The sequence below is a fragment of the Serratia sp. CY38905 genome, assembly GCF_052168875.1.
In the GTDB taxonomy this organism is placed as follows: Bacteria; Pseudomonadota; Gammaproteobacteria; order Enterobacterales; family Enterobacteriaceae; genus Serratia; species Serratia sarumanii.
Genome location: NZ_JBJNLV010000005.1, coordinates 44,175 through 56,150, shown reverse-complemented (window position 1 = coordinate 56,150; position 11,976 = coordinate 44,175). Strand labels below are relative to the sequence as shown.

Annotated in this window: 13 protein-coding genes; all 13 read right to left on the bottom strand. The window is 64.1% G+C overall.

Annotated elements, in window-relative coordinates:
* Entirely contained in the window at positions 1–759 is a 759-nt protein-coding gene (gene dhbA / locus ACJ8MK_RS13200; RefSeq protein WP_060421746.1) for a 2,3-dihydro-2,3-dihydroxybenzoate dehydrogenase, read from the bottom strand.
* Between the two features lie 100 nt (positions 760–859).
* A complete protein-coding gene (locus ACJ8MK_RS13195) occupies positions 860–2,050 on the bottom strand; it encodes an isochorismate synthase (protein WP_041035836.1) in 1,191 nt (396 codons plus the stop codon).
* Between the two features lie 189 nt (positions 2,051–2,239).
* A complete protein-coding gene (locus ACJ8MK_RS13190) occupies positions 2,240–2,932 on the bottom strand; it encodes a 4'-phosphopantetheinyl transferase family protein (protein WP_041035838.1) in 693 nt (230 codons plus the stop codon).
* A 34-nt stretch (positions 2,933–2,966) separates the two neighbouring features.
* Positions 2,967–3,338 (bottom strand): HepT-like ribonuclease domain-containing protein, encoded by a 372-nt coding sequence (locus tag ACJ8MK_RS13185; RefSeq protein ID WP_033654917.1) that lies wholly within the window; start codon positions 3,336–3,338, stop codon positions 2,967–2,969.
* Positions 3,335–3,625, bottom strand: coding sequence for a nucleotidyltransferase family protein (locus ACJ8MK_RS13180; RefSeq protein WP_033654918.1), 291 nt, complete (start codon positions 3,623–3,625; stop codon positions 3,335–3,337). The genes ACJ8MK_RS13185 and ACJ8MK_RS13180 overlap by 4 nt, the downstream gene beginning before the upstream one ends.
* 120 nt (positions 3,626–3,745) lie before the next feature.
* Positions 3,746–4,975 (bottom strand): bifunctional glucose-1-phosphatase/inositol phosphatase, encoded by a 1,230-nt coding sequence (agp, locus tag ACJ8MK_RS13175; protein ID WP_049211997.1) that lies wholly within the window; start codon positions 4,973–4,975, stop codon positions 3,746–3,748.
* 146 nt (positions 4,976–5,121) lie between these two features.
* Positions 5,122–6,585, bottom strand: a complete 1,464-nt coding sequence (locus tag ACJ8MK_RS13170; RefSeq protein ID WP_033647927.1) for an anion permease — start codon at positions 6,583–6,585, stop codon at positions 5,122–5,124.
* Positions 6,586–6,610: 25 nt separating this feature from the next.
* Positions 6,611–7,495: a triphosphoribosyl-dephospho-CoA synthase CitG gene (gene citG / locus ACJ8MK_RS13165; RefSeq protein ID WP_309253135.1), complete on the bottom strand. Its 885-nt coding sequence runs from the start codon at positions 7,493–7,495 to the stop codon at positions 6,611–6,613.
* Positions 7,476–8,024 carry a citrate lyase holo-[acyl-carrier protein] synthase gene (gene citX / locus ACJ8MK_RS13160; RefSeq protein WP_019452467.1) on the bottom strand — a complete coding sequence of 183 codons (549 nt, stop codon included), beginning with the start codon at positions 8,022–8,024 and terminating at the stop codon, positions 7,476–7,478. The genes citG and citX overlap by 20 nt, the downstream gene beginning before the upstream one ends.
* A gap of 3 nt (positions 8,025–8,027) precedes the next feature.
* Positions 8,028–9,533 (bottom strand): citrate lyase subunit alpha, encoded by a 1,506-nt coding sequence (gene citF, locus ACJ8MK_RS13155; protein ID WP_004940815.1) that lies wholly within the window; start codon positions 9,531–9,533, stop codon positions 8,028–8,030.
* Positions 9,533–10,453, bottom strand: coding sequence for a citrate (pro-3S)-lyase subunit beta (gene citE / locus ACJ8MK_RS13150; RefSeq protein ID WP_442517806.1), 921 nt, complete (start codon positions 10,451–10,453; stop codon positions 9,533–9,535). The genes citF and citE overlap by 1 nt, the downstream gene beginning before the upstream one ends.
* Positions 10,437–10,745 carry a citrate lyase acyl carrier protein gene (gene citD / locus ACJ8MK_RS13145; RefSeq protein ID WP_019452464.1) on the bottom strand — a complete coding sequence of 103 codons (309 nt, stop codon included), beginning with the start codon at positions 10,743–10,745 and terminating at the stop codon, positions 10,437–10,439. The genes citE and citD overlap by 17 nt, the downstream gene beginning before the upstream one ends.
* Positions 10,745–11,815, bottom strand: a complete 1,071-nt coding sequence (gene citC, locus ACJ8MK_RS13140; protein WP_004940809.1) for a [citrate (pro-3S)-lyase] ligase — start codon at positions 11,813–11,815, stop codon at positions 10,745–10,747. The genes citD and citC overlap by 1 nt, the downstream gene beginning before the upstream one ends.
* Positions 11,816–11,976: the final 161 nt, after the last annotated feature.

Below are 11,976 nucleotides of genomic sequence, written 5' to 3'. Positions count from 1 at the left end.
TCAGGCGGCCAGCGTGGCGCCGCCGTCGATCACGATATCCTGCATAGTGATGTGGCTGGCCAAATCGGAGGCCAGGAACAACACCGCATTGGCGATTTCGTCCGGGCGGGCGATTTTGCCGAGCGGGATCCCCAGCTTGAACATCTCGGGGAAACCGGCGATGGTGCGTTGCTGCGCATCGTCGGTCTGCCACATGCCGCGCTGCATCGGCGTGTCGGTCGAGCCCGGCGACACCAGATTGCAGCGCACGCCGAACGGCGCCATCTCCAGCCCCACACAGTGGTTCAGGCTGGTCAGCGCCGCCTTGGAGGCGCAGTAGGCCGCCATCTGCGTGCGCGGCACGTGCGCGGCGTTGGAGCCGATGCTGACGATCGCCCCGCTGCGCTGCGCCTTGAAGTGCGGCAGCACGGCGCGGAACAGGTAAAACGCCCCCGAGGCGTTGACGTTGATGCACTGATGCCAGTCATCCACGCTCAAATCTTCGGTATTGCCCATGCGCAGAATGCCGGCGGCGTTGACCAACACGTCCAGTTTGGGGTTCTCCTCCAGCTGTTGGCGGCACACCGCCTCCACCTGCTCCGGCCGGCTGATGTCCAGCGTCACGCAGGGGTAAGGCAGATCCGGGTTGGCGAACTCGCGGTCAAATCCCACCACCTCGGCGCCCTGCGTCAAAAAATGCCGGGCGATCTGCTCGCCGATGCCGCGCGCCGCGCCGGTCACCCACACGCGTTTGCCGGTGAAATCCATCTGAATGCTCATGGGCGCACCGCCATCCTGGCGCACAGCTGGGTCATGTTGTTGTTCATCGTTGTCTCCTGCGAAAGCGTATGACGCGGCGCGCACTGCGCCGCAAAGAGGCCTACAGCGCGCCGCTGTTCAGGCCGAAAGCGTTGAGCATGGTGCCCAGTTTGGCGGCGGTTTCCATCCACTCGGCCTGCGGCGTCGAGGCGGCGACGATGCCCGCGCCGGCGAACAGCCGCACCCGGTTGCCGCGCAGCAGGCCGCTGCGGATGACGATCGCCCACTCGCCGTCGCCGTTGGCGTCGCACCAGCCGACAATGCCGCTGAACAGGCCGCGATCGTGCGGTTCCAGATCGGCGATCAGTTGGCGGGCGCTCTCGGTCGGGAAGCCGCACAGCGCCGGCGTCGGATGCAGCAGGCAGGCCAGCTGCATCACATTGAGATTCGGGTTCAGCAACTCGCCGCGAATGCGGGTGGACAGGTGCCACATGGTGCCGGTGCTGAGCAGCGACGGGCCGCTGGGCACGCTCAGGCTGGCGCACAGCGGCGCCAGGTGGCGGCGAATGTCGTCGATCACCAGCTTGTGTTCGTATTTGTCTTTGGTCGAGCGCATCAGGCGCTCGCTGCCGAGGCGATCCTGCTGCGGATCGTCCTGACGGCGCGCCGAGCCCGCCAGCGGATTGGTGTGGATCTCGCCGCCCTGCTTGCGGATCAGCAGCTCCGGGCTGGCGCCGATCAGCACGCCGCCATCGGCCAGCGGCAGGGAAAAGTGGTAACCGGTCGGGTTCTGCACCATCAGGTTATTGAGGATCTGGTGGCCCGCCACCGGCTGCTCCAGCTCGATGTCGAGGATGCGCGACAGCACCGCCTTGTCCAGCTTGCCTTGTTTAAAGCGGCTGACCGCTTCCGCCACCGCGTGCTTGAAGCGCGGCTCGTCCGGAATGCTGGTGCAGGCGGCCAGGCGATGCGGCTGTTGCAGCATCGGGCGCGCGGCGCGGGTAAAGCTGTCGTTGGCGACAAACTGTAAACTTTCAGGCACGTACAGGCTGGAAGGCCGGCGCGTATCGAACGGAATGGCGCCCACCACCACCGGCGTCTCCTGGCCGGCGGCTTTGGCGCGCGCCAGCGCCTGGCGGATATGCTGCGCCAGCGCGCTGCCTTCCTGCTCGCCGCCGAACGCCGGCGTCTCGATACGCTCGAACACGCCATCGGCGGAGAGGGAACGGAATTCGGACCGGTACAAAAAGGTCGATTGTTCGGCGTACACAAACCCGGGGAAGGTTTGGTTTTCTGTCGTCAGTGTCGCCACAAGACCACTCCTTTGTTGCGCCTTACCAATGATAATGTTTATGCGAATAATTATCATTAGCTGTAAAAGGAGGATAAATTACACCGGATCCCCAGCGTGGGTCAATCTCCGATGAATGAATCTTTCCGCCCGCCGCGGCAAACCTGCGTTACGGCAAATAAAGAAATAACACACTGTTATTATTGGGTTTTAACAAAAGATAAAAGTCGTGACATCGTCACCTTTACGCCAAAAACGTCCGCTAAACCGGCGGCCGGCGGGGCAATTTGGCGTCAGCGTCTTAAGCAGCGCTAATACAAACGTCTGCCGCTGTATATCCACGGCGACCATGCGCGCATCGAGAAAATCGAAGTAACAGCGCACCTGCGGATACAGCGCCTTGAACAGGCTCTCTTTGGCGGAAAACGTCAGCGTCAGCAGTTCGTTGAACGGCAGCGTATCGCGCAGCAACGCCTCGCGCTCCGCCGGGGAAACGATCGCCCCCCACAGCTCCTCCGCCCGCACGTCGGAGAGCAGCGTCTCCACATCCAACCCAACGCCGCCCAGCCCGCGCTCGCGGTGCACGGCGCACAGCGCGGTATCCGAATTATGGCTCAGCGCCCCGGCGATGCCCGGCGGCCACTGCGGCGCGCGATCTTCGCCGCGCGCCAGGGTGAAGTCGGCAAAACCGAGCGGCGCCAACAGTTGCCGCGCCAGAACACGCCCGGCCAGATACTCCGCGCGGCGCTTCGGCACCGCGCGCGCCAGATGATCCGGCAGTGCAAAACCCGCCTCGGGAAAACTGTCGTCGCGATACTCCGCCAGCGTAAAATGGCAGCGCGCCACCTGGCCCGGATAGCCGTCCGGCGTGAAAAATTCGATATTGCGGATAAAAGTGGGCAACCGGCAGGAACCAGAGTCACTGTCCAAAGAGAGTTTAATCACCGTCGTTTAACTTCTCGGCATCCTGGCGTACCGCCACCAGCTGTGTCAGCAGTTCCGGCAACGCCGTTTGCACCGTCGCCCAGACCACTTCAAGGTTGATATCAAAATAACCGTGCGCAATGCGATTACGCATGCCGCGCATGTTGCGCCAGGGGATTTCAGGATGACGTTGCGTAAACGCGGGGCTGCCATCCATGATTTTCGTCACGGCTTCACCGATGATAATCAGGCTCATAATGACGGCCTGCTGAGTGCGTTTATCTTCGATAAAATCTGCCGCCGCCAGGCCATCAACGAAATCGCAGGCATCCTGCGCCGCCTGTTGCATATGGCTCAGATAATCGACCAACCGCGCATCTTTCATACCGGCTGGGCCTCCGCCAAAACCTGCTGGCGAAAGGTCGGCGGCAAATCGAGCGGCGTCAGCAGATCCACCTGAATGCCCAGCAGCGCTTCCAGTTCCGACTGCAGCCCTCCCAGATCAAACAACGTGGCGCCCGGCAACGCATCGACCAACAGATCCAAATCACTGCCCTCCCGATCGGTGCCATGCAGCACCGAGCCGAAAATACGCGGATTAGCCGCAGGGAACAGCCCAACCGTTTCTCGGATCGCCTGGCGATGCTCTGCAAGAACAATGGATGGTCGCATGGTTTTCTCTCCCCGTTACACCTAACGAAATGCTAGGTGATCGGTTGAGGGGATTCAAGCACAATCCCCCCGGCAGCTGCGCCTTTGCCTCTCCCCCACGGTCGGGAGAGAGGCTGGGCATTACAAGATGCCTTTCATGGTCTTTTCGAAATCGCTCCAGGCGCAGAAGCCGTCCTTGTCGATCGGGCAGCCTTTCAGCGCCAGCGTCACGCGCTGCGGCGGGGTTTGCAGCGTCAACGGCGTCGCCTTGCGAAGCTGTTCGGTGGACTGATAGACGTACTCGATCTTCAGCAATTCACGGTCGTTCTGCGCGTCGCGCCAGCGCTGGAACACCAGTTTGCCGCCGATCGGCGTTTTCTCGTATTGCTGCGGCAGCTGATACGGCTGGAACTGCATGGCCGACAGCAGCGAGGCAATATTGGAATCGTGGCCGACCAGCACCGTCAGCTTCGGCGCGTCCGGTTTGCGCTCGCCGAGCAGCGCGTTGTTGATGTAGGTCAGCAGCGGCTTGGCGACGTTCTGCGCCACCACCGGCGAGGTGAACAGCGAGTCCTGATAGCCGTCTTTCAGCTGCGCCAACTGCTGCCACTGGTGCGGGGTGGCGATTTTGCCCCAGGCCACCTCTTTCATCGGGAATCCTTCGTAATACTGCAGCATAAAGGCGTCCACCAGCGAGTTGCCCACCCGCAGCGGGCCGGAGACGCCCGGCTCTTTGCCCGGCACCGCGCTCATCACGCTGGTTTCTTTGCTCAGGTCGCAGTGTTTGTCGGTCTTGCAGGCGGCGGAATCCTTGTAGTCGATGATCTTCGCCAGCTGTTGGTAAGAGGCGTCCAGCTTCAGCGATCCCAGCGCGGCGTTCATCGCCGCCAGCGCCTGCTGGTTGAAGGCCTCGCTGGTGTCGGTGATGATCGGGTTGAAGGTCGGATCCATCTCGCCCATCTTGTCCTGATGGTGCACGCTGACGTCGCAGCCGGGGAACGCGCCGTTGCTGAAGAACTGCGCCGTGGCGACCGTGCGCTGCAGGCTGTTGGCGTAGACGTACACGCTGCCGGCGGTCGGGCAGCCCTCTTGCGGCAACAGGCCGGTCTGCTTCAGCCAGGCGTTGAAGTAGTGCCCCATATACACTTCCAGCACCCCGCCCTTGGTGGTCAGCTGGCCGCCCGGCGTTTCCCAGGCCGGCCAGGCCTGCGGCGTAGACTGCGCCAGCACGCTGCCGTTGTTGGCCAGCGGCGCGCGCAGGTTATGGCGGCTCATGACCAGCACCTGTTCCAGCTGATAACCGCCGGCTTCCGCCAGCGCGTTCCCGGTGAATAACAAAGGCAGGCACAGCAATAGCGTTTTTTTTCTCATCCGCAGAGGCTCCCGGAAAATGATTATTTTTAAGGTGTTAGCGTTTGCCTGCGTATGATGGCGGGGTTAGTGTGACAAGTGTGTGACAGGGTTCACGGGAAAGGATCGTAACCGCGGCCACCGGGCGGTGGCCGCGTGGCTTCAACTCAGTACCACAGGCTCATGATCGGCCAGCCAATCAGCAGCAGCGCGGCAATGTACACCACGCCGAGAATGCCGCCCAGGCGCCAGTAGTCTTTCGACTTCACGTAGCCGCAGCCGTAGATGATCACCCCCGGCCCGGTGGCGTACGGCGTCAGCACACCCATGATACCGATCGACAGCACCAGCAGCATCGACAGCTGCTCCATCGGCACGCCCGGCAGCCCTTTGCCGACCGCCAGGATCACCGGCAGCATGGTGGCGGTGTGCGCCGACAGGCTGGCGAACAGGTAGTGGGCGAAGTAGAACACCAGCACCAGCGCCACCACCGTCATGTTCGGCGAGAAGCCGTCCAGGTGGGTGCTCATGGTCTGGGCGAACCAGTCGATAAAGCCGGAGCGCGTCAGGCCGTTGGCCATCACCACCAGCGTCGCCAGGTTAACCAGCGTGTTCCAGGCGCTGGAATATTTGGTGATCTCTTTCCACGACACCACGTGCAGCGCCAGCATCAGCGACACCGCCAGCAGGCACACCGCGGTGGCGTCCAGCATTTTGCCGCCGAACACCCACAGGCACAGGCTGAGCAGCACCAGGCCGATCAGGGTGTATTCCTTGCGCGTCAGCTTGCCCATTTCCCCCAGCGCGGTATCCGCCCAGGCGGCCACTTCGCTGCTGTGGGTCACGCCCGGTTTGTACAGGTAGTAGGAGATCAGCGGCGCAACGATCAGCAGCAGCAGGCCGACCGGCAGGAACGCCAGGAACCACTGCATCCAGCTGATGTGCACCCCGGCGATCTTGCCGACGAACTCGATGCCCAGCACGTTCGGCGCGGCGCCGGTGACGAACATCGAGGAGCTGATGCTGGTGCCGACCACCATCATCCACATCAGGTAACCGCCGATGCGGCGTGAAGAGGGATCGTTGGGGAAAGAATCGAACAGCGGCGGCAGGTTTTTCACCACCGGGAACACCGTGCCGCCGGTGCGCGCGGTGTTGGACGGCGTGAACGGCGCCAGCAGGATATCGATGATCACCACCGCATAGCCCAGCGTCAGCGTGCGCTTGCCCATGAACTTCACCAGGAACAGCGCGATGCGCCGCCCCAGACCGGTGGCCTCGTAGCCCAGCGCGAAGATAAAGGCGCCGAACACCAGCCAGACGGTGGTGCTGGAGAAACCCGCCAGCCCCCATTTCAGCGCCTCTTTACCGGCTTTGAAGCCCGGCTCCGCCAGCTCCTGCGCGCCAAACAGCACCCAGTTGGCGCTGAGCACACTGACGGTCACCGCGATAAAGCTGATGGCGGTGGCCGGGATCGGCTCCAGAATCATGCCGACGATCATCGCCACGAAGATGGCGAAGTAGTGCCACGCCTGCGGCGGCATGCCGTCGGGCACCGGTATCAATAACAGGATCGCGAGCACCGCCAGCGGCGCTATCGCTTTCCAGATCTTTTCCTGGGTTTGGGACATAGGGACTCTCCTGAAGGCTTGGTTATTATTCTTGGGCACCCAGCTGCGCCAGCAGCCAGGTCACTATCAACAGGTCGGCGCTGCCGCCGGGGCTGAGGTTGCGGGCGATACAGTCAGCATCGAAGCGCCGCAGACGCGCCAGGCCCGCTTCCCCCGCCGAGCCGCCCTGCGCCAGCAGCAATGCCGCCCGGCGCCGCAGCCAGCGCAGCCCGTGCAGGCCGCCACGCGAGGCGACGTTGGTGTCGTCGTTGTGGGCCATCAGCCACAGCAGGCTGTCCAGCAGCGCCCGCTGTTCGTCGTCACCGGCGGCCAGCCGTTGCCGATACAGGGGCAGCGCGCCGTCAATGACCAGCCGGAAACCGGCCTCCGCCTCGCCGCGCGCGCCGCTCAGCCCGTGCGCGGCGAACAGCCGCTGGCCGGCGGTCTGCCCGGCGTTGTTGCGCCGCAGCTCGCGATCCACCAGCCCCCGGCACATCGCCGCCACCTCGGCGCACAGCGCTTCGGCGACGATGGCGCGGCCCTGCTGCTGCAGGCGGCCGAAGGCGGTGCACAGCAACCCGAGCGAGAACACGCTGCCCTTGTGGGTGTTAATGCCGCCGGTGGCGCGAAACATCTGGTTTTCGCAGGCCAGGCCGAGCGGCCGCAGCCGCGCCAGCTGCTGCTCTGCCGGCAAAGCGGCGTCTTCGCGCCCGCGTTGGATAAAGCGCGGCAGCCACACGCCGATGGCGCGGGCGCTGCGGTAGAAATGCCCGAGATCCATATCGCGGTGGGCGCCGGTGTTATGGCGATCCACCAGCCCCGGCTTGGGCGTGAGGTTGACCTCCACCAGCAGCGCGCGGAAAGCGGCGCGGGCGAAGTCGCAGGCCGGTTCGGCACGGTGGGCGGGCAGGTTAATCGGCAGAGATCGCATCGTTGAACATCCTTTCCATTTCATGCAGCAGCTGCTCGCTGCTGTGCCGCCGCTGGCGGGCGCAGATCTTGGCCGGTTGGCCGCACAGCAGGCAGCGCCGTTCCGGCAGGCCGATGTCGCGGCGCGACAAAATGCGCCCCTGCGTATCCAGCACGTCGATATCCCACAGCCGGCCGATCGGGCGGCTCACCTCCAGCTGCATGGCGCAGTCCTTCACCCGCTGGGCATCGGCGCGCAGCGCGACAAACCCTTCGCAGCCGGTGGAGAGCGCCAGCGCCTCGGCCTGCGGGCTGGGCCAGCCCTGTTCGGCGCACAGCCGCAGCAGCGCCGCCCACCCGAGGTTGAATATGCCGCGCGTCAGCGCGCTGTCCTTCACCGGGCCGGGCACCACCAGCGTCAGCACCAGCAGCGTGCACTGGTGCTGCGCCAGCCATGCCTGCTGGCGTGCCTGGCGGCATTCGCGGCTGGTGAGCAACTCCGGCAGGCTGACCGCGCGTTCGGCGGCCAGTTGGGGATCGACGGCGGCCATCGGCTACTCCGCCACCTGATGCACCACATCGATCACCGAGCCGTCGCGGTAGCGCACCACCGCCACCACCTTATCGGTAAAGGCGATCGGCTGCGGTTCGCCGGTCAGCTGCAGCGCGCGGGCGCGCAGCCAGTCGATGCTCACCACCTCGAGGCCGGCCTCCCGCAGGCGCTGCGCCAGCTCCGGCCGCGCCGGGTTGACGGCGATGCCGTGGTCGGTCACCAGAATGTCGATGCTGGAGCCCGGCGTGACGCAGGTAGTCACCTGCTCCACCAGCGTCGGGATGCGCCCGCGCACCAACGGCGCAACGATGATCGCCAGCCGCGCGGCGGCGGCGGTGTCGCAGTGGCCGCCGGACGCGCCGCGCAGCACGCCGTCGGAGCCGGTCAGCACGTTAACGTTGAAGCCGGTGTCGATTTCCAGCGCGCTCAGCACCACCACGTCGAGCCGATCGACCGACGCGCCCTTGGAGCTGAAGTTGGCGTACTGGTTGGCGCTGATTTCGATATGGCGCGGGTTGCGCGCCAGCGAAGTCGCCGCCGCCCGATCGAAGCTCTGCACGTCCAGCAGCTTGCCGATCAGCCCTTTCTCGTGCAGATCCACCATGGTCGAAGTGATGCCGCCGAGGGCGAACGCGGCGCGAATGCCGCGGGCGCGCATCTTGTCCTCCAGGAACCGGGTCACCGCCAGCGAGGCGCCGCCGGTGCCGGTTTGCAGCGAGAAGCCTTCGGTGAAGTAGCCGGAACCGGCGATCACCTCGGCGGCGCGGCGGGCGATCAGCAGCTCGCGCGGGTTCGAGGTCATGCGCGTGGCGTCGGCGCCGATCTTGTCGGCGTCGCCCACCCGCTCCAGCTGCACGATCAGATCCACCCGATCCTGCGCCAGGCTGGCGGGATGATGCGGATACGGCACCAGTTGCTCGGTCAGCAGCACCACGGTGCCCGCCGCCTCGGCGTCCACCCGCGCATAGCCGAGCGAGCCGCAGCAGGCTTCACCGCTGTAACCGTTGGCGTTGCCGAACTCATCGCAGGCCGGCACGCCGAGGAAGGCCACGTCTATCTTCAGCTCGCCGGATTCGATCAGGTTGACCCGGCCGCCGTGCGAGTGAATTTGCACCGGCTCCGCCAGCAGACCGCGCGAAACCGCGTCCGCCAGCGGGCCGCGCAGCCCGGAGGTGTAAATGCGACTCACCACGCCGTGGCGGATATGCTCAACCAGCGGCGCATGGCAGTCGGTCAGCGAGCTGGACGCCAGCGTCAGATTGCGGAACCCCATCGCCGCCAGCGTCTCCATCACCTGATTGAGCGTCAAATCACCGCCGCGAAACGCATGGTGGAAGGAAATGGTCATGCCGTCCTGCAGTCCGCTGCGGCGCACCGCTTCCTGCAAGGAGTCGCACAGCTTGAGATCGCGCGGTTTGCGTGCCTGCAGATTGGCTTTGGAGACATCCTGATAGCCCGGCAGATCCGCCGGGTTGGCGAAGGTCATCAATCGTTGTTGGCGGTTCATCATGCTTCCTCCCCGTGCTGCGCCGGTTCTTCCCGTAAGCCGGACAGCGCGGCGCGCTCCAGCACCAGCCGGGCGCGCTCAATCACCGGGCTGTCGACCATTTTTCCGTTGAGCGACACCACGCCTCGCCCTTCCCGCGCCGCCGCTTCGGCGGCGTCCACCACCCGCTGCGCGTGCGCCACCTCTTTGGCGGTCGGCGCGTACAGGTTGTGCAGCAGCTCAATCTGGCGCGGGTTAATCAGCGATTTGCCGTCGAAGCCGAGCTGTTTGATCAGCGCCGCTTCCTGCAGGAAACCGGCTTCGTTGTTGGCGTCGGAATAGACGGTGTCGAACGCCTGAATGCCGGCGGCGCGCGCCGCCTGCAGCAGCGAACAGCGGGCAAACAGCAGCTCGATGCCCTCCGGCGAGCGCTCGGTGCGCAGGTTGCGCACATAGTCTTCCGCCCCCAGCGCGATGCCGATAAGACGCGGCGAGGCGTGCGCGATCGCCACCGCGTTGGTGATGCCCTGCGCCGATTCGATCGCCGCCAGCAGCCCGGTGCTGCCGACCGGCCGCCCGCAGGCCGCTTCGATGGCGGCAATCTCGCGCTCCATGTCGACAACATCCTGCGCGCTGTCGGTCTTCGGCAGGCGCACAATGTCCGCGCCGCCGCGCACCACCGCCTGCAAGTCCGCCAGGCCGTAGGCGGAGTCGAGCGCATTGACGCGCACGATGGTTTCCACCTCCTGGTACAGCGGGTGCTGCAGCGCGTGGTACACCAGCCGGCGCGCCGCGTCTTTTTCACGCAGAATCACCGAGTCTTCCAGATCGAACATCAGCGCATCGGCCTGGTAGATAAAGGCGTTGCTGACCATCGCCGCGTTGGCGCCGGGGACGAACAACATGCTGCGGCGCAGCCGGGTTTTATTCAGCGTTTTCATCTTTCGCCTCCCACGGCAGTTGGCCGCCCTCGCAGGCGCGCATCAGCGCGGTTTCCAGCCGGGCGCGCAGCACGCAGTCCAGCGCGCCCTTGTCGTCGACGATCACCTGCACCGGCTCCACCTCATAGCGCTGCAGCACCTCCAGCAGGGTGTGGCGGATCGCCGCGCCGAACTGTTTTTCCACGCTGCTGGCGATCAACAGATCGTGCTGCGGCCCCTCGGCGGGCGCGATGCGCACCATGACATCGCTGGATTCCAGCGTGCCGGCCATTGCTTCTCGGATAATTTTCATCATTCACCTGATTGTGCGGACTCAAAAGGATGCGGGGCCGCCTTGGCCCGGCGCTGCGTTTGCAGATCCTGCAGGTAGTACAGGGTGTCCGGCGGCACCAGCGGCGCGGCGGCGTGGAAGTCCCCCGCCGCCAGCAGCTTGCGCACCCAGGAGGCGGAGATCGCCGTGCCCTGATATTGCAAACGCTCGATTTCCACCAGCGCGATCGGCGGGCTGGGCAGCGCCGGCGTTTCCAGCCAGTAACGCATGTCGCGGTTGTATTTCGCGGTCACCGCGCAGAACGGCTCGTTGCCGACGAAGCGGTGGGTAATGCCCAGCGCGGGCGCCAGATACTGGCGGAAGATCTTCAGATCGATTTCGGTGTAACAGTCGTCGGCCACGCCCTGATCCTTGATGAAGTAACAGGGGAAGGTGGCGCGCGAGATCACGTACTGCGAGCCTTCGTGTACCGTGAGGTTGGGGATATCGGCGGTGCCGGCCAGCACCAGCCGACGGCGGTCTTCATAGCTGAAGCGCGAGGTGTTTTCCTTCACTAAAAACAGGTGCAGCCAGTCGCAGCGTTTGGCCGCCTGACGCACCAGATACTGATGCCCGCGGGTGAAGGGGTTGGCGTTCATCACAATGCTGCCGATGGTGTCGCCCGGCCGGCGCTGGCTCGCCAGCTGGGCGGCGTAGCGCTTCAGGCGGCACGGGCTGTTTTCCATCAGCACCACGATGCCCGGCACGGTGGCGATCGGGTAGAAACCGCACTGGCGGAACAGCGGCTCGTTCTGCACCTTGGTGTAGATAAACAACTGGGTGTGGTGGCGCTCGTAGGCCAGGTTCACCAGCTCGGTCGCCAGCGCCAGCGCCAACCCTTCGCCGCGCATCAGCGGGCTGATGGCGACGCATTTGATAATATTGTCGGCGATGCCGCCGCAGGCGACCAATTTGTCGTGCTGGGTAACGGTAATAAATATTTCAACCGTGGTGTCGATATTCAGATCGTTACTGCGCAAGAAGGCGCTTATTTCCGAAATCGCTTTATGATCCGATCGCTTTACCCGATTAAATACGGCATCGCCTAACATAACACGCTCTCTGGGTTAACTGGCAAACAACAAATTAAATACAAAAAGGCATTTTAATTAACATCAGCAAGGGTAATTAAAACCTTAAAAACCATGCAGATAAACGCAACTTTGCGTTCGATAAATTAATGGTAAACAGAAAAAAAACGCCGATTATTGAC

Coding starts and splice junctions, on each gene's coding strand:
- dhbA (WP_060421746.1), bottom strand. CDS start 759: ATGAGCATTCAGATGGATTTCACCGGCAAACGCGTGTGGGTGACCGGC.
- ACJ8MK_RS13185 (WP_033654917.1), bottom strand. CDS start 3,338: ATGAAAGATGCGCGGTTGGTCGATTATCTGAGCCATATGCAACAGGCG.
- ACJ8MK_RS13180 (WP_033654918.1), bottom strand. CDS start 3,625: ATGCGACCATCCATTGTTCTTGCAGAGCATCGCCAGGCGATCCGAGAA.
- agp (WP_049211997.1), bottom strand. CDS start 4,975: ATGAGAAAAAAAACGCTATTGCTGTGCCTGCCTTTGTTATTCACCGGG.
- ACJ8MK_RS13170 (WP_033647927.1), bottom strand. CDS start 6,585: ATGTCCCAAACCCAGGAAAAGATCTGGAAAGCGATAGCGCCGCTGGCG.
- citG (WP_309253135.1), bottom strand. CDS start 7,495: ATGCGATCTCTGCCGATTAACCTGCCCGCCCACCGTGCCGAACCGGCC.
- citX (WP_019452467.1), bottom strand. CDS start 8,024: ATGGCCGCCGTCGATCCCCAACTGGCCGCCGAACGCGCGGTCAGCCTG.
- citF (WP_004940815.1), bottom strand. CDS start 9,533: ATGAACCGCCAACAACGATTGATGACCTTCGCCAACCCGGCGGATCTG.
- citE (WP_442517806.1), bottom strand. CDS start 10,453: ATGAAAACGCTGAATAAAACCCGGCTGCGCCGCAGCATGTTGTTCGTC.
- citD (WP_019452464.1), bottom strand. CDS start 10,745: ATGAAAATTATCCGAGAAGCAATGGCCGGCACGCTGGAATCCAGCGAT.
- citC (WP_004940809.1), bottom strand. CDS start 11,815: ATGTTAGGCGATGCCGTATTTAATCGGGTAAAGCGATCGGATCATAAA.